Annotated in this window: 22 protein-coding genes and 3 pseudogenes; 9 read left to right on the forward strand and 16 right to left on the reverse strand. The window is 42.2% G+C overall.

All coding sequences use genetic code 11. From position 1 onward, the window contains the following. Nucleotides 1–1,125: IS110 family transposase (locus V7K31_RS14050; protein ID WP_335094937.1), on the forward strand; the 1,125-nt coding region annotated here is incomplete at its 5' end. Nucleotides 1,126–1,806: 681 nt separating this feature from the next. Then, nucleotides 1,807–2,607, forward strand: coding sequence for a PhzF family phenazine biosynthesis protein (locus V7K31_RS14055; RefSeq protein ID WP_335094938.1), 801 nt, complete (start codon nucleotides 1,807–1,809; stop codon nucleotides 2,605–2,607). A gap of 7 nt (nucleotides 2,608–2,614) precedes the next feature. Here the strand turns inward: V7K31_RS14055 and V7K31_RS14060 are convergent, their stop codons facing one another. Beyond that, entirely contained in the window at nucleotides 2,615–3,079 is a 465-nt protein-coding gene (locus V7K31_RS14060) for a DUF29 domain-containing protein (protein WP_335094939.1), read from the reverse strand. 384 nt (nucleotides 3,080–3,463) lie between these two features. On the opposite strand from V7K31_RS14060, the gene V7K31_RS14065 reads away from it, so the two are divergent. Beyond that, nucleotides 3,464–3,904, forward strand: coding sequence for a DUF4332 domain-containing protein (locus V7K31_RS14065; RefSeq protein ID WP_335094940.1), 441 nt, complete (start codon nucleotides 3,464–3,466; stop codon nucleotides 3,902–3,904). Nucleotides 3,905–4,065: 161 nt separating this feature from the next. Here V7K31_RS14065 and psbA read toward each other — a convergent pair whose 3' ends face one another. Further along, nucleotides 4,066–5,148 (reverse strand): photosystem II q(b) protein, encoded by a 1,083-nt coding sequence (psbA, locus tag V7K31_RS14070; protein ID WP_335094941.1) that lies wholly within the window; start codon nucleotides 5,146–5,148, stop codon nucleotides 4,066–4,068. 701 nt (nucleotides 5,149–5,849) lie between these two features. On the opposite strand from psbA, the gene V7K31_RS14075 reads away from it, so the two are divergent. Further along, nucleotides 5,850–6,935: a HoxN/HupN/NixA family nickel/cobalt transporter gene (locus tag V7K31_RS14075; protein ID WP_335094942.1), complete on the forward strand. Its 1,086-nt coding sequence runs from the start codon at nucleotides 5,850–5,852 to the stop codon at nucleotides 6,933–6,935. Between the two features lie 132 nt (nucleotides 6,936–7,067). Here the strand turns inward: V7K31_RS14075 and V7K31_RS14080 are convergent, their stop codons facing one another. The 6 genes and pseudogenes from V7K31_RS14080 to menD all read right to left on the reverse strand — a co-directional run bounded on the left by V7K31_RS14080 (nucleotide 7,068) and on the right by menD (nucleotide 11,887). Further along, nucleotides 7,068–7,412, reverse strand: coding sequence for an XRE family transcriptional regulator (locus V7K31_RS14080; protein WP_335094943.1), 345 nt, complete (start codon nucleotides 7,410–7,412; stop codon nucleotides 7,068–7,070). A 109-nt stretch (nucleotides 7,413–7,521) separates the two neighbouring features. Next, nucleotides 7,522–7,977, reverse strand: a pseudogene (locus V7K31_RS14085) (Crp/Fnr family transcriptional regulator); the annotation flags it as partial. 106 nt (nucleotides 7,978–8,083) lie between these two features. Continuing rightward, nucleotides 8,084–9,268 carry an anion transporter gene (locus tag V7K31_RS14090; RefSeq protein ID WP_335094944.1) on the reverse strand — a complete coding sequence of 395 codons (1,185 nt, stop codon included), beginning with the start codon at nucleotides 9,266–9,268 and terminating at the stop codon, nucleotides 8,084–8,086. Continuing rightward, the gene (locus V7K31_RS14095; RefSeq protein ID WP_335094945.1) at nucleotides 9,265–9,435 is read right to left on the reverse strand and encodes a hypothetical protein; all 171 of its coding nucleotides are present in this window, start codon (nucleotides 9,433–9,435) and stop codon (nucleotides 9,265–9,267) included. Before V7K31_RS14095 ends, V7K31_RS14090 begins: the two co-directional genes overlap by 4 nt. Continuing rightward, nucleotides 9,428–9,931 (reverse strand): annotated as a pseudogene (locus V7K31_RS14100) (MFS transporter); the annotation flags it as partial. The pseudogene V7K31_RS14100 and the gene V7K31_RS14095, both read right to left, overlap by 8 nt. 195 nt (nucleotides 9,932–10,126) lie before the next feature. Next, on the reverse strand, nucleotides 10,127–11,887 hold the full coding sequence (gene menD / locus V7K31_RS14105; protein ID WP_335094947.1) for a 2-succinyl-5-enolpyruvyl-6-hydroxy-3-cyclohexene-1-carboxylic-acid synthase: 1,761 nt from the start codon (nucleotides 11,885–11,887) through the stop codon (nucleotides 10,127–10,129). Between the two features lie 129 nt (nucleotides 11,888–12,016). On the opposite strand from menD, the gene folB reads away from it, so the two are divergent. The 3 genes from folB to V7K31_RS14120 all read left to right on the forward strand — a co-directional run bounded on the left by folB (nucleotide 12,017) and on the right by V7K31_RS14120 (nucleotide 14,863). Next, a complete protein-coding gene (gene folB, locus V7K31_RS14110) occupies nucleotides 12,017–12,385 on the forward strand; it encodes a dihydroneopterin aldolase (RefSeq protein WP_335094948.1) in 369 nt (122 codons plus the stop codon). Nucleotides 12,386–12,948: 563 nt separating this feature from the next. Continuing rightward, the gene (locus tag V7K31_RS14115; protein WP_335094949.1) at nucleotides 12,949–14,232 is read left to right on the forward strand and encodes a diguanylate cyclase domain-containing protein; all 1,284 of its coding nucleotides are present in this window, start codon (nucleotides 12,949–12,951) and stop codon (nucleotides 14,230–14,232) included. 70 nt (nucleotides 14,233–14,302) lie between these two features. Then, on the forward strand, nucleotides 14,303–14,863 hold the full coding sequence (locus V7K31_RS14120; RefSeq protein ID WP_335094950.1) for a sugar O-acetyltransferase: 561 nt from the start codon (nucleotides 14,303–14,305) through the stop codon (nucleotides 14,861–14,863). Between the two features lie 136 nt (nucleotides 14,864–14,999). Here the strand turns inward: V7K31_RS14120 and V7K31_RS14125 are convergent, their stop codons facing one another. Then, entirely contained in the window at nucleotides 15,000–15,995 is a 996-nt protein-coding gene (locus V7K31_RS14125; RefSeq protein ID WP_335094951.1) for a DUF1517 domain-containing protein, read from the reverse strand. A 1,024-nt stretch (nucleotides 15,996–17,019) separates the two neighbouring features. Between V7K31_RS14125 and V7K31_RS14130 the strand changes: the two genes are divergently transcribed. Both V7K31_RS14130 and blaOXA read left to right on the forward strand, forming a co-directional pair. Then, on the forward strand, nucleotides 17,020–18,237 hold the full coding sequence (locus V7K31_RS14130) for a glycosyltransferase family 4 protein (protein WP_335094952.1): 1,218 nt from the start codon (nucleotides 17,020–17,022) through the stop codon (nucleotides 18,235–18,237). A 200-nt stretch (nucleotides 18,238–18,437) separates the two neighbouring features. Next, on the forward strand, nucleotides 18,438–19,292 hold the full coding sequence (blaOXA, locus tag V7K31_RS14135; protein ID WP_335095185.1) for a class D beta-lactamase: 855 nt from the start codon (nucleotides 18,438–18,440) through the stop codon (nucleotides 19,290–19,292). Here the strand turns inward: blaOXA and thiS are convergent. The 7 genes and pseudogenes from thiS to V7K31_RS14165 form a co-directional block, all read right to left on the reverse strand. After that, entirely contained in the window at nucleotides 19,289–19,501 is a 213-nt protein-coding gene (gene thiS, locus V7K31_RS14140; RefSeq protein ID WP_335095186.1) for a sulfur carrier protein ThiS, read from the reverse strand. The genes blaOXA and thiS overlap by 4 nt on opposite strands. Nucleotides 19,502–19,694: 193 nt before the next feature. Further along, on the reverse strand, nucleotides 19,695–20,750 hold the full coding sequence (locus V7K31_RS14145) for a thiamine phosphate synthase (protein ID WP_335094953.1): 1,056 nt from the start codon (nucleotides 20,748–20,750) through the stop codon (nucleotides 19,695–19,697). A gap of 152 nt (nucleotides 20,751–20,902) precedes the next feature. Next, a complete protein-coding gene (locus V7K31_RS14150) occupies nucleotides 20,903–21,217 on the reverse strand; it encodes a hypothetical protein (RefSeq protein WP_335094954.1) in 315 nt (104 codons plus the stop codon). A 5-nt stretch (nucleotides 21,218–21,222) separates the two neighbouring features. Further along, nucleotides 21,223–21,450, reverse strand: a complete 228-nt coding sequence (locus tag V7K31_RS14155; RefSeq protein ID WP_335094955.1) for a hypothetical protein — start codon at nucleotides 21,448–21,450, stop codon at nucleotides 21,223–21,225. After that, a complete protein-coding gene (locus tag V7K31_RS14160) occupies nucleotides 21,450–21,587 on the reverse strand; it encodes a hypothetical protein (protein ID WP_335094956.1) in 138 nt (45 codons plus the stop codon). Before V7K31_RS14160 ends, V7K31_RS14155 begins: the two co-directional genes overlap by 1 nt. 185 nt (nucleotides 21,588–21,772) lie before the next feature. After that, a pseudogene (locus V7K31_RS31880) lies at nucleotides 21,773–21,919 on the reverse strand (DUF7005 family protein); the annotation flags it as partial. A 183-nt stretch (nucleotides 21,920–22,102) separates the two neighbouring features. Next, nucleotides 22,103–23,305, reverse strand: a complete 1,203-nt coding sequence (locus V7K31_RS14165; RefSeq protein WP_335094957.1) for an alpha/beta hydrolase — start codon at nucleotides 23,303–23,305, stop codon at nucleotides 22,103–22,105. Nucleotides 23,306–23,312 lie beyond the last annotated feature (7 nt).

The following is a 23,312-nucleotide window of genomic DNA, read 5'->3' on the forward strand; positions in this document are numbered from 1 at the left end:
CATCAAGAGGCAGTTCATTATCGCAAGCAAAATAAATTGCCCGATAAAAATGACCAAGCCGATGCCCTGGCACTTGCAGCTTACGCGATTGCCCATTGGGAAGATAATGAATTTTTTCTTCAGTTTCAGCCTGGGGTGATTGCCCAAATGCGTCAATCTTGGCTGCAATTGCAGTCGGTCAACCGCATCAAGTCCCCGATCATTAATCGGTGCCGTCAACAGTTAGCTAGAGAATTCCCCGAAGCTGCGCTATCGCGAAGTCAACCTAGTAAAGCTGATGGGATGTTACCCCTCTGGGCTTGGTTGGCAGCCCGCGAACGTAACCTAACCAAGAATAACAATTACTATGAGCGACTTTACAACCGCTCAATTGCCAAAACATACGGGGTTGAAATTTCTGCTTTTACCCGTCACTTATCTAACCTACTGTGTGATTTACAAGACTGGGAGAATGAAATTAACACGGAAATTCTGTTGATGTTGGAGCAACCGCAGTTTGCCGCTTACACCCAAGTTTTTCAAAAGTTTGGTATTGGTGCTAGACCCCAAGCATTGTTCATTAGCCAAATTTACCCCATTACCAAGTTTGAGTCTTTGGGTCGGTTTAAGCGGCGGCTGGGTATGGCCAAAGATGAAAATTCCAGTGGTGACAAAGAAACGATGAACACCGGAGCCGGTTCGGGGTTATGTCGAAGTCAATTGTACTTGTGGATTTTTGACATGATTGCCCCAGCCCACGCCCGACCAAAAAACGAAATTGGCGAGAAATTAGGTAACTTCTATGACTCCAGAAAAGCCCAATTCCAGGACAATCCAGAGCTATGGAAGAAAAAAGCCGTCGCTCGACTTCAGCAACAAGCCCTCAAAGAATTTCAGCGATCGCTAATCCAAAATCTAATTCCGATGGTGTCAAAGGATCTACAACCACAGTTGGAGGCAACCCTTAACCTCACACTCCAAACCATGCAGTTAAGTTTAGCGTCCTCGATGGCCGCGGAGGATATCGCCCCTGGGGTGAAACAAAACCAAGTCAAAAAGGGATTTGGTAATTTGGTTATCTCCCAAACAGCCGCCTACGGTTGTAGATTGCTGTTCAAGGAATTGAAGAAATCGTGTAGCCAATGACCACTGATTCACACTTTAGCAAGCTTTATAGTCTAGGTTAGCAAGCTTTATAGTCTAGGTTAGCAAGCTTTATAGTCTAGGTTAACTAGCTAAAGTGAAAGCTTTGATGTCTATCCCTGGTAAAACATTTGCTGAGATAAATAAAGCTTTAGGAATTAAGCTAATTTCCAAAGCAGGCGAGAAAACTTTAGTCAACATATCAACAATGATACCTTTGATAGGTCCTCCGATCATTGGTGTGATCGATGGAGTAATGATGAATGCTTGTGGACATTCAGTGATTGCCTTCATCAAGGCTTGGAAAAGGTCATAAGGTAGGATGACGTAGTGATTATCTAGATTGTCAAGTCTAGGCGATCGCTATGACGCCTTTATTCTGTTTTGATAAATATAATAGCGGTTCTCACTTGAGTGAGGTACAAGAACCCCACCCCCAACCCCCTCCCCGCAAGCGAGGAGGGGGCTATGATTTACTTCATGTCATTACGAAACGCTATATTGCTGTCTAATATCATGTCCGGGTAATTAGTTATGATTCCCACAGTCATTGCACCCCTCCCCTGCCCTTAATCCCCTCCTCGCTTGCGGGGAGGGGAGACAAAGCGTAGCTTTGGCGGGGTGGGGTTCTTGAAGTTTAATAAGTAATCAAGCGGACATGATATAACTTTCAAGGTGACTCTAATGGGACAAACCATTATTCAGGTTGATGCTTTTACCAATACACCTTTTGCAGGTAATCCTGCTGCTGTGTGTGTTTTGCCTACTCCTCAAGACGAACGCTGGATGCAGAATGTGGCGCAGGAGATGAATTTATCTGAGACGGCTTTTCTAGTTAGACAGGATGATGGCTTTAATCTGCGTTGGTTTACGCCCACGGTGGAAGTGCCGCTTTGTGGTCATGCAACTTTAGCTAGCGCCCATGTACTTTGGTCAGAAAGGCATCTGTCAGCTAATGAAGTTGCGCGTTTTTACACCAAAAGTGGAGTGCTGATTGCTAAGTTGCAAGGTGAGTGGATTGAGTTAGATTTTCCTGTAAATCACTCACAAGCAACGATCGCTCCTCCAGAACTTAATGCTGCTTTGGGTGTACCATACAAATCTGTCTTGCAAAATTCACTAGGTTATTTAGTGGAATTGGAATCGGAAGACTTGGTGCGGCAAATGCAGCCAAATTTTCAACTCCTAAAAACGTTACCTGTTTCTGATGTTATAGTCACCAGCATTACGCAGTCTGACCCAAATTATGATTTCATCTCTCGCTTCTTTGCACCAGGACTAGGTATTAATGAAGACCCCGTGACTGGGGCTGCCCATTGTTGCCTTGCTGCGTTCTGGCGCGATCGCTTGCACAAAGATCAGTTTTTGGCTTATCAAGCATCAAGTCGCGGTGGGGTGGTAAAAGTACGTTATACAGGAGGCGATCGCGTCTTTCTGGGCGGACAAGCCGTAACTGTGATGCGAGGTGAGTTAATTACCGCATAAACCTATATTACAAATCAATCGCATCCGGCAAAAACTCAGCATCAAAAACTTGGGAAATGGAATAAGGACATTCCACTGGAAACGGATCTATTGGTAGTCCAGTTTCATTACTAGCAGCTCTCAATCCGCGATCGTAGCATTGGGCTAAAACTTCTTCTGGATATGACTTGAGGCTGGGACTCTCTTGCAGCAAATCTGCAATTCGGTTGCGTTGCTCATCAATCGTATTTCGGCAAGAGCCACTCCGCAAACTAGAATGATAATGCCACTTGAGCAAATGCTGCAATAATACTTCTAAGCGGCTTTTCAACTCCCGTCGATCTGACCGTCCCAAGCTTTCAATCTCCTCAATTACAGCATCCCAGTCTACTTGTGCAAATTGTCCAGCACGAATAAGTTGCACAGTCTTTTCTGTCCATGCTACAAAATCCGTTTCATACAACTGGGCTGCGCTTTTCGGAATTGGGGTCATGAGCTTCCTGCAATCCACTGTAGACTAGCAAAAGTTGAGATATTTTACACCTATTTTAACGTCAGCTATGCGAGGCGATCGCGTTTTTCTCGTCGGACAAGCGGTAACTGTTATGCAAGGTGAGTAGGGACAATTCATGAATTGTCCCTACTAGCGTGTAGTTTTGCGTAAGTCCTACTTTAGAGAAGTGCGGTGGAAAATACTAGCCATCGACTCTACTTAATTTTTGCAAGCCGACATAATGCCATTGTTAGTTGATACAATGCCATTGCAAGAGGTTTAGTTAAAATAACACGGCAATACAAATACTAAATTGCAAGAGCGTACTTTTGGGAAGAAGCGACTATCACAATATTTAAACAAACCTCTATTTTAATTTAAAAAATGTCTGCTAAACACACAAATAGTAGAAGTCCTATCCAATCTCGTGACTGGCCAATTGAGCAATTGCCTGGACTGAGCCAAGAGGAACAATCTCAACTGCAAAATTGTGGGATTATTAGCACAGTACAGCTAATCAAACAAGGCAAGACTCTAGAGGAAAAAGTAGCGTTAGCTAATAAACTACAGATTCATCTTCAGTATGTAAATAAATGGATAGCTTTGGCTGACTTGGCACGTATTCCCAGTGTCGGGACACAATATTGTGGTTTATTGCTCCATGCGGGTATTGTTTCTGTAGCACAGTTAGCTCAAACTCCCACTCACAGATTGCACCAACAAATTATGCGCTTGCAGGTAGCAACAATGCAGCGACGAGATTTGTGTCCAGCAATTGAGTTAGTACAACAATGGAGTCAGCAAGCACAAGCAATCATCAGTTAGGAGTTATACCAATTCTGTATGAAGATGCACAGAATTATCTGCCTGAAATCCTTGCTAGATAAAGACATAAAAAATCATCAATCTGACTTTTAAATATAGTTCCAACAAAAAAGCGCCCCCCATTTCTAGAGGGCGCTTTTTATTTAGCTAATACTTAAATATTAACCGTTGATAGCAGGAGCAGTCATTGCTACAGGATAAACTTCACCAGCAGCTAAGTCTAGAGGGAAGTTGTGAGCATTGCGCTCGTGCATTACTTCCATACCCAAGTTAGCGCGGTTAATTACGTCTGCCCAGGTGCTGATGACACGACCTTGGGAGTCAATGATTGATTGGTTGAAGTTGAAACCGTTCAGGTTGAATGCCATCGTGCTGATACCCAAAGCGGTGAACCAGATACCGACGACAGGCCACGCTGCGAGTAAGAAGTGCAGTGAACGGCTGTTGTTGAAAGAAGCGTATTGGAAGATCAAACGACCGAAGTAGCCGTGGGCTGCAACGATGTTATAGGTTTCTTCTTCTTGACCGAACTTATAACCGTAGTTTAGTGATTCGGTTTCGGTGGTTTCACGCACCAACGAAGAAGTTACTAGAGAACCGTGCATTGCAGAGAACAAGGAACCGCCAAACACACCAGCCACACCTAACATGTGGAAGGGGTGCATCAAGATGTTATGTTCTGCTTGGAACACAATCATAAAATTGAAAGTTCCAGAGATACCCAAAGGCATACCATCAGAGAAAGAACCTTGACCGATGGGGTAGATCAAGAATACTGCGGTAGCGGAAGCCAAAGGTGCGCTGTAAGCTACGCAGATCCAAGGACGCATACCCAAGCGGTAAGAAAGTTCCCACTGACGACCCAGATAGGCAGCGCAACCGATTAAGAAGTGGAAAACTACCAACTGGTAAGGACCACCGTTGTACAACCACTCATCTAAAGAAGCAGCTTCCCAGATTGGGTACAAGTGCAAGCCGATGGCGTTTGAAGAAGGAACAACTGCACCAGAGATGATGTTGTTTCCGTAGATCAAAGAACCTGCAACTGGTTCACGGATGCCATCGATGTCTACAGGAGGAGCAGCGATGAAGGCAATTACAAAGCAGGTGGTCGCAGCTAGCAGGGTAGGAATCATCAGAACGCCAAACCAACCGATATATATACGGTTGTCGGTGCTGGTGATCCACTCGCAGAAGCGATCCCATACGTTAGCGTCAGAGCGCCGTTGTAAGGTTGTGGTCATTGTTTTATAAGTGCGATGGGTTCTTAAATATGGAACAAGCGAATTTTTTTTCGCCTGTTTAATTACAGTTTATATGAATTTATTTTGATGCGATCTGTGACTTAATATTCTGTTACAGAATTCTTTAACAAGCTCATCAAACTGTAAATTTTTCCTACTATGAAATAATAATAAATTGAGGCTTTATAAGCCATTTAAACACCAAACTAGCTATAACTATCAATGACGCGATCGCACAGTATAAGTGGGTCAAATTAAATATAAAACCTCACCCCTGCCTCCGGCTTCCCTCTCCGAACTCACGGAGAGGGATTGAGGGTGAGGTTTGATCTTATATTTAATTACGCCTACCTACTTACACTGTGCCGAAAGTTTACCTACCTTCAATAAGGGGCTTAATCAATTGTCTGGTTAATTGAGATGGTAAGTAGATTTACGTTGTGCTATAGTAGTGACTTACCTTTACACTTCTTTACAATCAGCTTGTGGGAAAAATTTTAAGCCTTGCTTATTTGTAACGACATAAGAAACCTTGAAACGCCTCCCTAGAGGATTGCAGCTTTTATCCCAATAGGTTTCTATTGAAAAGTTACTTAAATAATCTTTACGAGTCTAAACGAGATAGTTAGGCTCAGTTTTCGCTGCTAATACAGTCCTATTCCTTTTCCCCAAACAAAAATCTGTCTTTAAAGAGGAAATGCATGCTATCAGGTTTTTCGCGTGTTTTCAACGATAGTTCCAGAAACGTTAGACGTAAAGTTATCAATATTTATGCATTCCTGATTAGCGTGAATATTTTGGTTTGGGTAGTTGCACTGATTGCATTCCACAGCTATCCCCTTCTGCTTGGGACTGCCGTATTAGCTTATAGCTTTGGTCTACGTCATGCTGTGGATGCCGATCATATTGCGGCGATTGACAATGTTACGCGTAAATTGATGCAGGAGAATAAACGACCTGTTGCTGTTGGGTTCTTTTTCTCACTGGGTCATTCCACCATTGTGGTTTTAGCCTCTGTTGCGATCGCTTTGACCGCCTCGACTATCCAAAGGGACTTTCCTAGTTTTCAAAAGGTTGGTGGGTTAATTGGCACTAGTGTTTCTGCACTTTTCCTACTGGTAATTGCAGCGATTAATATGGTGGTTCTCTGGGATGTGTATAAAACCTTCCAAAGCGTAAAGCGGGGAGGAACCTACGATGATCAGTCCTTAGATGAATTTTTGAACCAACGTGGGCTGTTAGGTCGCTTCTTCCGTCCCTTGTTTCGGCTGATAGATAGTAGCTGGAAAATGTACCCTTTGGGGTTTCTTTTTGGTTTAGGCTTCGACACCGCGACTGAGGTAGGACTGCTTGGGATCTCTGCAAGTCAGGCAGCTAAAGGTCTGCCGATTTGGTCAATCTTATTGTTTCCAGCTTTGTTTACAGCAGGTATGTCCCTAGTTGACACTACTGACGGCATTTTAATGCTTGGTGCTTATGGCTGGGCTTACGTAAAACCAATCCGCAAGCTTTACTACAACATGACTATCACCTTTGTTTCTGTACTAGTCGCTGTAATCATCGGAGGGATTGAAGCTCTGAGCATCATTGGTGATCAGTTAGAACTGAAAGGTTCCTTTTGGGATTTTATTAGTAACCTAAGTGATAATTTCGGCACAATTGGCTACTTGATCATTGGCATCTTTATATTAAGTTGGTTACTCTCGACTTTCATCTACAAAGTCAAGAAGTACGATGAGTTGGAGGTTACTACTACTACAACCCCTAAGCAGAGGAGGGATAAGTAAATATAAATCAAAGGCGATGATTAATGGCGATCGCACCCCGGTAAAATTCTCATAGCTACAAAGCTTTGATGAATGAAAAACTGCAAGAAACGCGGGTATATCAGGAAGCGGTGGAAGAAAGAGTGCGATCGCTCATTCTACTTCTATCTCAGATGCTTGATCATCTAATTCTCCTAGAGCAGAAATAATCACAGGTGGCCTATCAGGAAATTCTGCCACAAGTTTTAGCTCTCCTCCCATAGCTTTTACGTAACTACGCAATGTAGAAAGAAGAAGGTCTGTACGTTTTTCCAGCCTAGAGACGCTATCTTGGCGAATTCCTAATAGTTCTGCCATAGATTCCTGAGTTAATTTATTTGCTTTTCTCATATCTTGAAGCGTCATGTTTTCAGCAATAAGCTCTTGAGCGCGAGCTTCAATTTTTGCTCGACATGCTGGTGGGATTTGTGCCATTACATCACTCAGTTTTGTTGCCATAGGTTTATTCTCCTTTTTCTTTCAGTTCATCAAGATGAGAGTCAAATCGTGCATCTGCTTTTGCAATCAGTTGCTTGTAAAATCGTTTTTCACTTACCCTTCCCTTCCCTCAGCCACCGATTTCGACATCTTCGAGGATGCCGAGTGCGTCAGGGACGAGGACAGCTGCGGAGTAGTAGGCGGTGACGAGGTAGGAGATGATAGCCTTTTCGCTTATACCCATGAATCGGACGGACAAACTGGGTTGGTGTTCATCGGGGATACCAGTTTGATGTAAGCCGATAACGCCCTGGTTTTCCTCACCAGTGCGGAGTACAAGGATGGAGCTAGTCTGGGTATCGCTGATCGGGATTTTGTTGCAGGGAAAAATGGGTACGCTCCGCCAAGTGACCACCATACTGCCGTCCAGGTCGATGCTTTCTGGATAGATGCCGAGGCGGTTGCACTCCCGACCGAAAGCGGCAATGGTGCGGGGATGAGCCAGGAAGAATTTCGACTTCCTCCGGCGGGTGAGCAGTTCGTCTAGATCGTCGGGGTTAGGTGGTCCGTTGCGGGTGTATGCCCTTAGTCCACGCAGGCGGACTTCGTTTGTGTAGCAGCGACTTCCAGTCGTTCGGGCAAAGTGCAAGATGTGAGGAGCAGAAGAGTCTCTTGAAACAAATGACCAATGACTAAATCCAGTAATAAGCCAGGATGAGAGTTAGGACAGTTAGCGGTAGACCAAAACGTAAATGTTCCCAGAATGATAACTGATAACCAAGTTTTGCAACAGCCTCAGCAACAATTAAATTAGCAACTGAACCTAACAAAGTTAGATTACCTGCCAAAGTAGAACCTGCTGCTAATAGTAACCAGGTTTTGGTGTCTGGATGGGGAAGTAAATGTTGTAATAGCAATACTGCTGGAACATTGGAAACTAAATTTGAAAGGAGAGCAGTAACTCCTAAGATGCTCAGGGGAGTATGAACTAAACCGCTAAATAAATTTAATATTCCTAATTTTTCGACTCCGGCAGTCACAATAAATAGTCCAGAAAACATCACCAGTAAATCCCAATCTACTTTATTTAAAACTCGCTGCGGTTTGATTCGCCTAGTAATAAACATTAAACCAGCAGCTACGAATGTTGCTTGGGCTGGGGGTATTCCAATTAAGAATGCAATTAATAGTCCTGCGGTTATCAATAGGCTTTTAGTAAGTAACGGTTTAAATATGCGGTAATGCACGGGGGTTCCAGTCGGACAAGACTTAGTAGAACGGACATCAGGATAAAGCCACCACAGTAACCCAATTTGAATCAACAAACTTACTAATGCGATGGGAGTCAATGCTTTAGCAAAATCGAGATAGCTGATACCAGAGAAGGAACCAATTAGGATATTTTGCGGATTACCACTTAAGGTAGCCACTGAACCTAGATTAGTTGCTCCGGCTAAGGCAAGTAAGTAAGGAATAGGATTGAGGTTCAAAGTTTGGGTTAAGCCGAGAACCAAAGGAGTCAGAATTAGAGCGATGGTATCATTCAGAAAAAAAGCGGAGAGAATTCCACTGCCAAAAGTTAAAATAATCAGCAAACCTAAAGGGCTGCGGGTAAAGTGTGTAACTGTATCAAGGGTTAGTTGGAAAAAACCAGCATAAGCTAAGTTTGTGCTGATTATCATCATGCTAAACAGGAAAATCAGCGTTTTATAGTCTATAGCAAGCCATGCTTCTTTGAGGTCTAATACCCCGAATGCCATCAGCAAAGATGCACCAACTAAAGCAATACTGGCTCGGTTCGTCCGCAAACCAGGTAGATATCCTAAACCTAAACCTATATAAGTCAGCCCAATGATGATGTATCTGAAGACAATCATGATTTCGCTAGATTCTTTTGAGGTGATGCATTTCTATTAACTCCTGTTTTTGTTTCAGGTACACAGAACCAAAAAACTCCTAAAGCCACAACTGCGTAGGCATAGCCCGCCCCAAGCATCGCTGCTAAAATCAAAAAACCAACATTGTAACCAGCACTTTTAACCACAAACCCAAGCTTTTACATTGCTTAAACCCGCACCAACACCAATGGCAGTGTTGAGCATCCCTTGGGTAACATTAAAGCGCCCTGTGCCTTTAGTCAAATCAGCTACCATCAACACTGAAAGCACACCAAAAATCCCGGCTCTAATACCATCCAGAATTTGCACAGAAACGAGAAAATAGGGATTGTCTGAAAGCGTATACAGCACTCCTCGAATAGGTAAGACGGCAAAGCCAAGCAGAAATATGGGTTTTCGGGCTGCATTTGCGAAACGCCCAGCCAAGTTGGACACCGGAATCATCACTAACTGAGCCACAATGATCCAAACAGACATATAAACTGTGTCACTTGTCCCTTTACCCTGCGCCAATTCTTGACCAACTAGCGGTAACATAGCAGCATTGGCAAAGTGAAACAGAACTACTGCAACAGTAAAAAAAAGAATTTTGCGATCGCTCAATAATTCCAATATGCCTTCATAGCGCTGTTGATGTTTTTCTTTATCCTCCTCTTCGCCCTCTTCACCATCTCCACGCGCTAGGTCGTGTTTTTTTGGGGAATTTTAACCCTGTCCAGGGTGTTAAGCTGTCGCGTAGAGATTGGCGACAACTATTTCGATTTAATTTTGACACCATAAACATTTCGCCAAATTAATACCTTGCATCTCGCTATTTAGTAATATCTAACAGGAGAGTTAAATTACAATATCTGCGGCAAACTTCCGTAAATTATCCTGTCGCCACTTGGCATCTGCTTTGCGATTTGTCTGCAACTCTAAAACCCGAATTCCTGTAGCTGGTAGCGGGTTTAATTTTTGCTGCAACTGCTGCCAAGAAGTAATCAATTCATGCTGCACATTATAAGTAGCACACAACTGAGCAAAATCAATATGCTGGGGAGTGCCAAAAAACTCTTCAAATGGTGGGTCAAATTTGGCAATGGGTAACATTTCAAAAATCCCACCGCCATTGTTGTTGATTAACACAATTGTGAGATGTCCGACAAACTTATTTCTAATTAAAAAACCATTGGTGTCATGCAACAGCGCTAAATCTCCTGTTAACATGACACTACTTTGCTGGCGATGGGCCATTCCTAAAGCTGTGGATAATGTGCCATCTATACCATTTGCACCCCGGTTAAAATGCGATCGCACTCCGAAATTATTCGGTTTCCAGAAATATTCCACATCCCGCACAGGCATACTATTGGCAATAAACAGAGGCGTTCCTGGCGGTAAAATCTGAGAAATTAACCAAGCCGCTTTACTCTCAATGATTTCATCTATTTTCCCCATCGTCTGATCAACAATTAACCTCACCTTAGCTTCCGCATCACACCATTTTTCTCCATAGTCTGAGGAGAAAGATAAATTTATCTCCTCTGCCTTTATGTCTTCTACAGATATCCGTAAATGCGTCGTCCTTCCGTGCAAAGGGTCGAGGTTTTGGTCACTGGGATCAATTACCCAGCGTCGCGGTTGCGTTGCATCTATCCAGGTACGCAGTTCTTTACTCGTGGGCATTTCTCCTACCTGAATCACCATTTTGGGCGCTAACTGCTTTGCTAGTTGCTGATTTCGCAAAATCAGGTCATAAGTAGAAATCAAATAAGGGTTGAGTTCGGCATAATTTCTCACTGGGGAGAGTCCCTCTGCCAGCACTGGCCATTTGAGAGTTTGGGAAAGTTGCCCGATCGCTCTACAATATTCCTCTGGTTTCTGTGGTTGGGCAACACCTGCGATAATAATGCCGCGATCGCATTCTTTCCATTCTTTGGGCATGGGGAATGGGGAATGGGGAATGGGGAATTGGGTAGTGCTTGTTATTCCTGCAAAAAAGTCTTCTGGTTGAAACTGGGACTGTAAATAACTCAAGTCAGTTCCATCAGGAAGAGGTGCTAAAGGATCGCGAAAGGGAATATTCAAATGTACCGGTCCCTTTGTAGGAGTTTGCGCCCTTTCCCAGCTATGAATTACCATTTGTCTCAGATAAGCTAGCATTCCCATGTCGGCGGAGGGTAAAGCTAACTCCGTTTGCCAATTTGGGTAGTTTCCATATAATCTCAATTGATCTATAGTTTGCCCAGAGTGACAATCTCGTAATTCTGGCGGCCTATCGGTGGTTAATACCAACAGTGGTACGCGACTATATGAGGCTTCGATGACTGCTGAATAAAAATTTGCTCCTGCTGTACCAGAGGTGCAAACTAGTACCACAGGGCGTCCGGTTGCTTGAGCTTGTCCCAAGGCAAAAAAGGCGGCGGAACGTTCATCCAGAATGGAAATCGCTTCAATCTCAGGTACTTGTTGAGCAAAGGCTACTGTTAAGGGTGTAGAGCGTGATCCAGGACAAATGATCGCACAAGTCAATCCCAACCGCTTTAGCGTCTCTGTTAAAATATAAGCCCAAAGTTGATTAACATTTTTAAAGGCGATCGGCATTAAATCAAACATAGTTATAAAACAATCTTAAATTTTAGATTTTGTCTAGGGAAATTCAATTTAAAATCCATCTGGGAAAGAAAATCTCCAAGCAAACTTGCTCCACTTTCTACAAAATGCCCAATTTGCTCTCAAACTTTTATGGACTGCATTCATTTAACGGGAATTCGCGGCTATGGCTACACTGGGTATCTACCAGAAGAACAGGTGCTAGGACAATGGTTTGAGGTGGATGTAAAATTATGGTTGGATATCTCCACAGCGGCCAAGACTGACGCGATCGAAGACACTTTAGATTATCGCAGCGTCATTAGCTTGATACAACATCTGGTCAAAACGTCTAAGTTTGCTTTGGTGGAGAAGTTGGTAGCAACGATCGCAGATTCTATTCTCCAAGAATGCGATCGTGTAACACAAGTCCAAGTGATTCTGAGCAAACCTGCCGCACCTATTCCAGACTTTAGTGGCAAAATTAGCATTGAACTGACTAAAACTAAGTCCAATCTCTAAAGTACAAAAGGACTAAAAAATCCCGTGATCTGCTGATGAGCATTGAACTTGCATATTTTCAGATCACAGGATTTGTGATTAAGTATTAACCAGAAGCGATGAATAGTTCTGAGTAAGTAAGTCGGTCAAATTAAATATAAAACCTCACCCTGCCTCCGGCTTCCCTCTCCAAAGTATCCCAGAGGCATTGAGGGTGAGGTTTGATCTTATATTTGATCTTAATTACATGATATTAACTGCATTAACTGATCAAAATTAGCTTTGAAAAGCACAAAAATTGTCGGAGTTAATAATATGATGTTATTTGATCCTTAGTTCAAGATTTATAGCAGGCAAACGCATCTAAAGTCTAATAATCCTTTAATAATAATGGTTTGAGCGGTGTTTTTTTGGATCAAGATCCTTATCTAGCAAAGATTTCATAAATACTGTGTGTTTACGCTGGTATTTATGTGAAGCAAGAACATAGGTAGTTAGAGATTGTTTATGATAAGAGAATGAATTTTCTATCGAGTTAACACTCACAAGAAAAATCGGAACCTTAGCAAGCAGGTTATTTTAATATGTCGATCTGCAAAATCCTAGTTGTTGAGGATGAAAAAATCCCAGCCTCAAATATTAAAAAAAGTTTACAAAAACTAGGGTATTCTGTTTCAGAAATAACTAAGTGTAGTGAAGATGCAATAAAAAAAGTAGCAAAAGCTCATCCACATTTAGTATTAATTAATATCTGCCTAGCTGGGGAAATTGACGGTTTACACGTAGCGGATATGATTGAGAGTCATTTAAATGTGCCTGTAGTATATCTAACAGAGGGTTCGGAATATAAAATATTACATAAAAATCATCTAAGTGAGCCTTTTTGTTACGTAGTCAAACCATTTCTTGAAAGTGATTTACATTTTGCGATTGAAATGGCTCTGTACAACTACCAGAGCAAAAAGATATTACACGATGAAAAATACAGGCTAAGGGCAATTATTAACAGTATGGGGTGTGCAGTGATTGTGACTTATGCAAATGGTTGTATTCAAATGATGAATCCCATAGCAGAACTAATCACTGGTTGGAAGCAAAGTGAAGCGTTCGGTAAAGATTTAGTAGAAGTCGTTAACTTAGTTGACAAAGATGGAGGAGAAACAATTAAAAATTTAGCCATACATGTAATCGAAACAGGTGAGGTTTTAAATTTACCAGAAAACTCTACACTGATTACTAAAGATGGCAATGAAGTAGCGATTGGGGATAATGTTGCACCCATCCGTGATCAAAATGGCAATATTACTGGCTCGGTTTTAGTTTTTCAAGATATCACCAAACGCAAGCAGACAGAAGGGGAACTGATTCACAATGCGTTTTATGATGGGTTGACAGCATTACCGAATCGTGTTTTATTTTTAGAACGGCTCACACAAGCAATTGAACGTAGCAGACGCAGAAGCGATTATTATTTTGCAGTTTTATTTTTGGATTTAGATGGCTTCAAGGAGATTAACGATCGCTTTGGGCATGGAATTGGGGATGATTTTTTAGTAGCGATCGCTAGACGTTTAGAGTCGTGTTTACGCAGTGCCGATACTGTAGCACGATTTGGTGGTGATGAGTTTACTGTTCTTTTGGAGGATATTAAAGACATTACCGACGCCACCAATTTTGCCAAACGTGTTCAAGACTCCTTGCGATTACCACTTCAGATCAATGGACATGAATTATCTGCTACAGCCAGCATTGGTATTACTTGGAATTTTAGAAATTATGAGGAGGCTGCAACTTTGCTGCAAGATGCTGATATTGCGATGTACAGAGCTAAACGGCAGGGAAAAGGTACTTATGCCATATTTAATTAAGGATGGAATATGCTACTCTAGCCGCTAATAAGGTGTATCACACATAACTGAGAAGCTCCATAAGTCTGTCATGGAAAAAACCGAAAAACAGAAAATGCTCGCAGGCGAATTATATCTGGCGGAAGATCCAGAATTGGCTGCCGAAAATAAACGAGCTAGTCGTCTGTTAAGAAGGTACAATTTGACAACAGAAGAACAGCAAGAGCAACGGCAGGAAATTTTACAAGAATTATTTGGAAATATAGGTAACAAAGCATTAATTGTGCCACCCTTTCACTGCGACTATGGCAGTAATATTTTCGCTGGCGACAAATTGTATATGAACTATGGCTGCGTGATTCTAGACTGCAATACAGTTCACATTGGTGAAAATGTCTTGTGCGCTCCTTATGTGCAAATTTATACTGCTTATCACCCCACAGAGCCGAAAATCCGTCTTTCTGGTAGAGAATTAGCTGCCCCAATTAACATTGGTAATAATGTCTGGATTGGTGGCAGTGCAATTATTTGTCCAGGTGTAACTATTGGTGATAACACAACCATTGGTGCTGGCAGTGTAGTTGTTAAAGATATAGCTGAGAATGTTGTCGCTGCTGGCAATCCCTGCCGCGTCATTCGGCATTTGTCCTAGAATTTAAAACTTATTATAGCCCGTCTGCGATCGCTTCTGGGGTTTCGCTATCATCCAAAAAACCGCTTGTGAATGACAAGCGGTTTTCTAGTGGTTGCCCTCAAAGTGCAACCTAAAGCGAAAAATTTTTGAGAGATTAAACAAGTCTCAAATCAGGATAATTTGCCAAGACATCATCAGATGTCAGGGTATCATTTTCAGCTTGCGGAGTCCAAAGAACTTCAATTGCCAGCAGCTTTTCGCTAGGAAGACTACCAATTTGCCGCAAAGCTTGACGCAAATCATCAGCACTGTTAATCGCTGTGGGGATTTCAAACTTACCTAATGTCGCCGCCAGCAAAGTGACGATAATGTATTCACCAGGTCCTTCGGTAAATAAGCGGGTGGGGTTGTCGAGTTCACCAGCCGGGGGCAAAGCATCTTTGGCAAGGGCTGCTTTTAGCTGGTTGTTGACATTAGACAGAGTTTCTTCGCTAAACTTGCTGCGTTCTGCCAGTGACAGCCGATTAAATTGACTTTCAGCTGAATTTAAACTTGCTTGTTGAGTGCCACCACCTGCATATACAAAGTATTCGGGATGGCGGAGTAAAGCTAGGCTGGCTTCTTGTAGAACTTCTGCTCTGCCCTCTGGGGTGTTAGTATCAGCAGTTTCAGCAATGTGGTTGAGTTCATTTTGCAATTCACGAGCTTGAGCTAACAAACCTACTTGCAAACGAGTTACCGAAACAGGAGAGTTGCTGCTGTAATCTGCTTCACCCGTTTCACCACTAGAGACGCGGCGGAAAGTTTGCAATAAGAAATTAGCGATCGCCAAGAAAATTAAGATGGTAAATATACCACCAAATCCTCCTCCAATACCCCACAAGGGAATTAGGAAGGGAAAGCCAAAGCCACCACCAAAGCCACCACCAAAGCCACCACCAGGATAGTATCCGCCCCCACCAGGAGGTGCATAGGTGCGCGGTGCATAAGTGCGACTGGAAGGCGCTCTAAAGGAGCCACCACCGATCCTACCCCCACTGCGGGCTGCTAATGCTCCATCGGCGTGGCCAAGAGCCAAAGCTAACACCAGCACTAGGGCTAAGAAGGTTTTTAACAGAGGTTTGATGGTTTGTTGTAGTTTTTTACGCATAATACATACAGTCGCTTGAAAAACAGAATTTTTTATGATTTCTCCCCATGCTCTTAGGAGTGTTGCGGTATGTCGCTAACGCCAACCCGTAAGCAGCAAGCGAGTTTGTAGCATTCACGTAGCATTTACTTTTAAAGGCTACATATTCAATTTACCGCGTCTGATGTTGGGTAGGCAGCGATCGCAGGGGGGATTTCTCGACTGGGGAACCGTACCTTAAGATATGTTCATCATCACACAAATTTGCGATATCTACGACGGGCTACGCCTACGAGCAATTGTTGCTACGTCTTAGGACTAGCACTTTCAGACTACAGTTTTGAATTATACAGATGATTTTAATTTTTAGTGATTATTTTGACTAATTTTTTTAATATTTCATCCGACTTGTTTTGTCATAAGGGACTTCCAAGAAATAAATTATCCAATCTTGTGGGGTGGACATCTTATCTTGTCCGCCCTTCTCTACGGGCGCTCGTGTCGCCCACCCCACAAGAAGTAGTTGAGTATTTTTTTATTTGTCAGTCCCTAAGGTGGGAGGATATTTTTAAATTATCAACAGCATTTACTACATCTAGTGCCTTTATATTTACGTATACTTAACAGGCTAGCAAGTGTCCATAATGCCTATCATTAATACTAGTCAGACACCAGATAGCTATTAAATACTTATCCAATCTTTTGGCATTTTGGCACAATAGTCCACAGGATTCAGGATATTCTATTAAACGTAGCTAAATTTCGTAATTTTCCCAAGAGTTGTTCACTGAGCAATTTGGCTACAAGTGCTAGCTTTTATTGTTTATCATGCACAGAAATTCTCAAGTAGTGAGAAATTTGCAGAAAAAATAAAATTAACACAACACAATAAAAAAACAATCTTCGTGGCGAATCTTCAAAAATAGCCTTCAAATTTGTCTACCAGATTCGTTTTAAAAGAAATAAAATAATAAATATGGCTTTGAAAGTAATCCTAATTGTAAATAAATTAACAATTATTTGAAATGTAGTCATCAACTTGATTATGGAACATATTTCTCAACTAACAGCCGAAATCACAGACAAAGCTGCATACCCGGATATCCTAGTCATATCCCGAATCTTCCTGCCGAAAGAAGCTGTAATTGGGGAATATATCTACGATCGCTGTCTCCAAGATCCAGAACGAGTTATTGTGCTAGCGGCTAGTTGCTTAGGAGATAAAGTATTTGACGAAGGTCAACAGTTTCCCGTGTATCGCTGGTATTATCCTAGATTCTGGCGTAGTGGTTGCATAGGAAGTATCCTGAAACCTTGGGTCAATATCGTCTGCTCATTTGTGCTAGCAATCAAACTCTATTTTCGCTATCACTACCGTTATATAGAGTGGGGTCACGGCTATGACTTCCCTTCACTGTTGCTATTGAGCTATTTCTTACCGATTCGCTTTTTTATCTATCTGCACGGCAATGATCTTCTTTCTACTTTACACAATCCCGTGCTGCGATCGCTCTTTAAATTAACACTTCATAGAGCCGAAGGTATTGTTTGTAACAGTTCTTATACACAAGACTATCTCAGAACTGCTTTCCGATTAGATACTCCTACCCACGTCATTAACCCAGTAATTAGACCAGAAAAATTTGGTAATAATGTAGCAAGTCCCAGTAGCCTTGATGATTTACGTGTTCGCGTGCGTCAGATGTACAACATTCCCGAAACAGCAATAGTTATTCTCTCGGTAGGAAGGCTAGTAAAACATAAAGGTTTCGACTTAGTTATTGATAATATCCCACTATTGATGACTTTTGGGGTCGATGTCCACTATATAGTCTGCGGCCAAGGATCAAGTGAATCGGAACTGAAATCTCTGGCGCATCGTTTGCGGGTAGATAAGCGCGTACACTTTGCCGGATATGTGCCAGAGCGTGAATTAGCAGGTTATTATGCAGCTTGCGATATATTTGCTATGCTGACTTTATCAGATACTAAACCTAATAATATAGAAGGTTTTGGTATGGTTTATTTAGAAGCAAGTTACTTCGGTAAACCTGTAATTACCTCTCGCTTAGGCGGTGTTCTAGACACAGTTCAGCACGAGGAAAATGGCATACTAGTTAATCCCAATTCTGGTTATGAAGTTTTCCAAGCTTTCAATCGATTGTGCAAAGATCAGCAACTACGTGAGCAGCTTGGCCGCAAAGGTAAAGAATTAGCCAAGCGTAGAACCCTTCATCGATCGCTTTACAAATCAGAGGGGTGAAACGCTGTTTTGTAAAATAAATGCATATCCAATAGGGTAGCACAACTGTGCTATCCTAGCGTGTATCTCATTGTTCTAACAAATAGCTGTAAATAAGCAAGATTGCAGTGTAAAATCTCGCTTGTGATGCGATTAAATGTGCAATGAAAAATATCTGGTTTCGCATAGAGCAATTCCTTCGGCGTTACGCAAATCGCCGAATGCAATCTTTTGTCTTTACAATCATTGGATGTCTGGCTGTATTGAGTGTGATTACCTTTGGGACAATGTATGTCGTGGCTCAACCGGCTTCAACCTCATCTGAACGTCCTGCTGTTAAAACGCCAAATTTCGGGCGACACTTTCAAGAATTCGGGCGTGAAGGCTCAATTTTGATTTACGACTCAAAAAATAACCGCATCTATGAACACAATCCTCAACGTAATGCAACTGCCATCGCTCCAGCTTCGACATTCAAAATTTTTAACGCCCTGGTAGCTATAGAAATAGGTGTAGTTCCTGATGATGTGGCGGTTCTTACTTGGGATGGAATTCACCGAGAAATTGATGCCTGGAATCATGATACAAATTTGCGTCAAGCCTTTAAAGATTCAACTGTTTGGTTCTATCAAGTACTAGCACGTAGGGCTGGATATGAACGGATGCAGCAATTTATTAATAAAGTAGGTTACGGGAACCGTCAAATTGGCACTGCCGCAGACATTGATCGTTTTTGGCTACAACAGCAGCTATTGCAAATTACACCCCAAGAGCAAATTAAGTTTTTGCACAGGTTGTATCAAGGCGATTTACCTTTCTCCCAACGGACAATAAATCTTGTCAAAGACATTATGGTACGCGAACAAACTCCAGACTACACACTGCGGGGAAAAACGGGATGGTTAACGACTAGCAAACCAAACGTTGGTTGGTTTGTGGGTTATTTAGAGCAAAACAAAAACGTCTACTTTTTCGCAACAACCCTTGATATGGATAAAGCAGAGGATGCACCCGCCCGCATCGAGATTACACGACGCAGCCTTAAGGATTTGGGCTTGCTGGCTCAGATCAACTAACCACCACCAACAATAGTTACCACTTCTAAGCGATCGCCTGGTTGCACTTTTGTTTGCGGCCAAAACTGGCGGTGTAAAATTTCGCCATTATACTCCACAGCCACCAAGCGGGGGTTAAAACCCAACTGTTGGAGCAAATCGGGTAAAGAACTTTGAAATAAGCAGCTATGGGTTTCCCCATTTACCTGAATCGTAATCTCATTAGACATAAATGTGGGAAATGGGGAATTGGGCATTGGTTATCACTAATCACGACTTACGCAAAATTATGAAAAAACGAACCGCGTTCGCCCTTGGCCTCTCCGAAGGAGAAGGACGCAAAGGACACGAAGGAATAAGAGTTTTAGAGAGTTATTGCGTAAGTCCTAACTAATGACAAATGACAAATGACTCTTTTAAATTTTAAATTTCTGGTTTAATGCGATTGAGTTGGGAGAGCAAATATTGCGTCACCAGGGTAGGCTGTTCGGCTTGGATGAGCGATCGCACCACTGCTACACGTTCGGCTCCCGCATCAATCACATCATTGATATTATTTGCATCTATTCCGCCAATGGCAAACCAGGGAATTGAGCAATTTTTGGCAGCATAGCTGACATATTCTAAACCTGTTGCTGCCTTACCTACTTTCGTGGGAGTTTCATAAACTGGCCCCACGCCAATGTAATCTACACCTTCAGCAATTGCTGCTTGCATTTCTTCTTTATTTGTGGTAGAAAGACCTATCAGACGCTGGGAACCGAGTAATTGCCGAGCAACAGCAATAGGCATATCTTGTTGTCCCAGATGCACCCCATCTGCATTGACTGCTAAAGCCAGATCCACGCGATCGTTAACAATAAACAAAGTGCCGTAGATGTGGCATAACTGCCGGAGTTTTCTCGCTTGTTCCAGACGCAAAGAATCATCGGCGGTTTTGTCGCGGTACTGTAGGAGCGTTAATCCACCTTTGAGTGCAGCTTCGACGGTGTTCAACAAAGTTTCACTAGGGGAAGTAACAAAATACAGACGCGATCGCCACAACAATTGATGGCGCTGATGACCCATTAAACTACTTTCTAGGGTATAAACCTGATAGCGCATCTGCTTACAAGCTTTAGCCATATTAGGCTGGTAAAGCTTGCTGTATTCTTCCAACACCCGCAATGCTTCTTCGATGCGGCAAAAGTTAGCTTGCAACACTGATTTGATACTAGCTCGTTGTTCTTCCTGAGGATGGCTTAACTCAGTCCCAGCATCGCCTGGTGTATCTCGCGCCGCCCGTAATTCCGAGGTATGCCACTGGGCTACCTCTTGTCGCAGGCGCTTGCATTCAAGGGATAACTGGGCATTATTCAATCCAAACCGACACCATTCCTCAATAATTCGCAAGCCCTCACGAGCGCGATCTAAATTGGCGTCTAAAATGCGGTAGATAACCTGCTGTATTTGCTCTTTTTGGCTGTATGGCTCGACCATTACAACAACCCCGTTAGTGCTTTCATCGAAATGTGAATTATCATATGTCCTAGTAAGCATAAGTTAATTAATTTGCTTTTTTTTACTCAATTTTTACTAAATCATTGTGCCGCTTTTGAGTTATCGTTGTGAGAGACAATAACTCTACTACATCAGCCCTCTCTCTTCATACTATTTTTTTGGCGAAGGTATTGCTCAACACTCATTCCCTTCGGTGCATTATATAACAGGTAGGAAAGTGCAGCCCCATTTGGGTCAAAAGCTGCAATTTGATAACCATATTGTTGTCCTACTGCTGCTGTTATAATGGCATCAGATGTAATTACAGGATTTTGACTCTTATATGGTTTGGCATAAATTCCTGGTGTAAAGTCTACTCGCAGTGCATCGGGGTCATATACTGTAATTGTCCGACTGGTGATTGATTCACCTGGTCTGAGAATCCCATCTGCTACACTGCTACTCAAATCTATTAAATATCCACCTTGGCATTACGGCTTGCAGCGTCGGTGGTGACTCCGGTAAATGATTGTGCTGGGTCTAGCAACAACATTAATGGTATTTGTAAATTCTGAAAAGCTTTGCTAGTAATTGTGACATCGTAGGAAATGGTTTGGTCTTTTTTATCGCTACGAGGATTGCTAAATTTGAAGTCTACTAGGGATGAAAAATCAGCACTTGTGATAGCGATTCGCATCATTAACGAGCAATTAAATTGACTACAGCATCAATAAAAGTTGAATCATAAAAACTACTTTTTGTCAAGTAATAATCAGCACCAGCTTCTAAACCCTGAATGCGGTCTTCAGTGCGATCGCGGTAAGAGACAATAATCATAGGCAGCGAGTGCAAGCGAGGAGATAAATTAGCCTAAAAATAGGATATAAAATTTTATCTTTATAAATTCTAAAACCTGCATTATATAGGTTTTGGGTATTTTACAGCATAATAAATCTTGTTGAAGTTCAAAATTTGAAAATTCTATTTTTTGTCTCTAAACTATTATCAACTATGTCAAACACTTATTGCTCCGTTGATTGAAGACATATAAGCAGGCTTGAAAACCCTTCTACAGACTGGGTTATAAATTTCAGGACAAGTCTAATTAGTTCATCCAGCATATTATTTCCCATCGTACCAAACACCCGTCGCGTAAAATAATGGCAGCATTCGTTGCGATTGACCGCAAAGCGAGACGCAAGCCCCTAGATTTATCTATGGGGTCGAGTCGATTAGGTGGTTTTAAACACCTAATCGTATGGTAAAATCATCTGGTGAGTAGGAATAACCGTGAGCGTGTTGAAGCATCCTAGTGAGGGCGAAATTCCCGTTATCTCAGAAGTTTAATTAAATTATTGCCTGAACAACGCCCAAGCCAAAAACCTCTCGGTATGATACAACGCTAATTGATTGCTCACACCGTTAAAAACGGCATCAAAAGCGTGTTCTGCCCAAGGAATTTCTAGAAAAACCGCAGTATTTCCAGAGTCATGTAAACGTTCATACATTTCTCTGCCAAATCGCGCTTCTACCAAATTGTCACGACTGCCGTAAATTAATAAAGTTGGCGGTAAAGGGTGCGTCAGGTAATTTATCGGTGAACCAATTTTATACTGATTAGGCAATTCTTCTAAAGAACCACCAATAAATGCTTTTAAAACAGCGCGGGTGTTGATAGGATCAGGAACTGGCGGTGTTTTGTATCCTTCAGTTAAGTTAACAGGCCCGTAATAGTTCACCACACCCCGAATGGGTGGTGCATCCGGTTGATAAGCTGCTAACATTGCTAGATGCGCTCCCGCAGAACGTCCTAAAAGCACCATATGTTCTGGATCGGCTTCATATTCGGCTGCATGTTTGCGAATAAAATTTAGGGCTGTACGCACGTCATCTAACTGAGATGGAAACCGATATCTCGGTGCGTGTCGATAGTCGATCGCAAATACTGTATATCCATGATTAGCAAGATATTGATTAAACTCGGAATTGGCATGAGGATTGCCATATTGCCAAGCTCCACCATAAATTACTACCACTGCTGGATATTTCCCTACCTCTGAGGGTTGGTAAACTTCCATTTTTAAAGGCACTCCCGCAGGAGAAGCAAAGAGAATATCTTTTTGATGACGCGTTTTACCTAATGGAATACCCCAGAAGAAATGAACTAAGTTAAAGGGATGGATTTGCATCTTAGCGCTTACTTGGGCTGGAATTTGCTCTAAATAATTTGCTCCCAATCCTTGTTTCATCGCTTTAGCCATCTGTATTTGAGTTAGTGGGATATTCACTAGCAGCCATCCACAAATTAGCAATCCGATTAAACTGAAAATACAAGCTAGGCGTTGTAGTTGACGGCGACGAATGCAGAAAAAAGAAAGTAATAAAGAGAGCAAATTTGATAACAATAACCAAGGACTGACTTCTGGCGCTCCCACTGCTAGGGTGAGTAAAAACATATTTGGAGCCGGAAGAATAATCCAAGAACTAAGAAATAGACTTGCAAAACTGAGTAATAATGCAAGCCATGATAAAAGTATTTTTGGTTTAAAGAACATAAATTAA

Origin of the sequence: Nostoc sp. (genome assembly GCF_036917675.1) — a bacterium.
GTDB lineage: Bacteria > Cyanobacteriota > Cyanobacteriia > Cyanobacteriales > Nostocaceae > Nostoc.

Bases quoted from the DNA above. Each gene is read 5' to 3' on its own strand.
- V7K31_RS14145 (WP_335094953.1), bottom strand. From the start codon at position 20,750: ATGGTCGAGCCATACAGCCAAAAAGAGCAAATACAGCAGGTTATCTAC.
- V7K31_RS14155 (WP_335094955.1), bottom strand. From the start codon at position 21,450: ATGATGCGAATCGCTATCACAAGTGCTGATTTTTCATCCCTAGTAGAC.
- thiS (WP_335095186.1), bottom strand. From the start codon at position 19,501: ATGTCTAATGAGATTACGATTCAGGTAAATGGGGAAACCCATAGCTGC.
- V7K31_RS14115 (WP_335094949.1), top strand. From the start codon at position 12,949: ATGTCGATCTGCAAAATCCTAGTTGTTGAGGATGAAAAAATCCCAGCC.
- V7K31_RS14090 (WP_335094944.1), bottom strand. From the start codon at position 9,268: ATGATTGTCTTCAGATACATCATCATTGGGCTGACTTATATAGGTTTA.
- V7K31_RS14165 (WP_335094957.1), bottom strand. From the start codon at position 23,305: ATGTTCTTTAAACCAAAAATACTTTTATCATGGCTTGCATTATTACTC.
- V7K31_RS14080 (WP_335094943.1), bottom strand. From the start codon at position 7,412: ATGGCAACAAAACTGAGTGATGTAATGGCACAAATCCCACCAGCATGT.
- V7K31_RS14060 (WP_335094939.1), bottom strand. From the start codon at position 3,079: ATGACCCCAATTCCGAAAAGCGCAGCCCAGTTGTATGAAACGGATTTT.
- V7K31_RS14065 (WP_335094940.1), top strand. From the start codon at position 3,464: ATGTCTGCTAAACACACAAATAGTAGAAGTCCTATCCAATCTCGTGAC.
- folB (WP_335094948.1), top strand. From the start codon at position 12,017: ATGGACTGCATTCATTTAACGGGAATTCGCGGCTATGGCTACACTGGG.
- V7K31_RS14075 (WP_335094942.1), top strand. From the start codon at position 5,850: ATGCTATCAGGTTTTTCGCGTGTTTTCAACGATAGTTCCAGAAACGTT.
- psbA (WP_335094941.1), bottom strand. From the start codon at position 5,148: ATGACCACAACCTTACAACGGCGCTCTGACGCTAACGTATGGGATCGC.
- V7K31_RS14125 (WP_335094951.1), bottom strand. From the start codon at position 15,995: ATGCGTAAAAAACTACAACAAACCATCAAACCTCTGTTAAAAACCTTC.
- V7K31_RS14130 (WP_335094952.1), top strand. From the start codon at position 17,020: ATGGAACATATTTCTCAACTAACAGCCGAAATCACAGACAAAGCTGCA.
- V7K31_RS14120 (WP_335094950.1), top strand. From the start codon at position 14,303: ATGGAAAAAACCGAAAAACAGAAAATGCTCGCAGGCGAATTATATCTG.
- V7K31_RS14055 (WP_335094938.1), top strand. From the start codon at position 1,807: ATGGGACAAACCATTATTCAGGTTGATGCTTTTACCAATACACCTTTT.
- blaOXA (WP_335095185.1), top strand. From the start codon at position 18,438: ATGCAATCTTTTGTCTTTACAATCATTGGATGTCTGGCTGTATTGAGT.
- menD (WP_335094947.1), bottom strand. From the start codon at position 11,887: ATGTTTGATTTAATGCCGATCGCCTTTAAAAATGTTAATCAACTTTGG.
- V7K31_RS14160 (WP_335094956.1), bottom strand. From the start codon at position 21,587: ATGATTATTGTCTCTTACCGCGATCGCACTGAAGACCGCATTCAGGGT.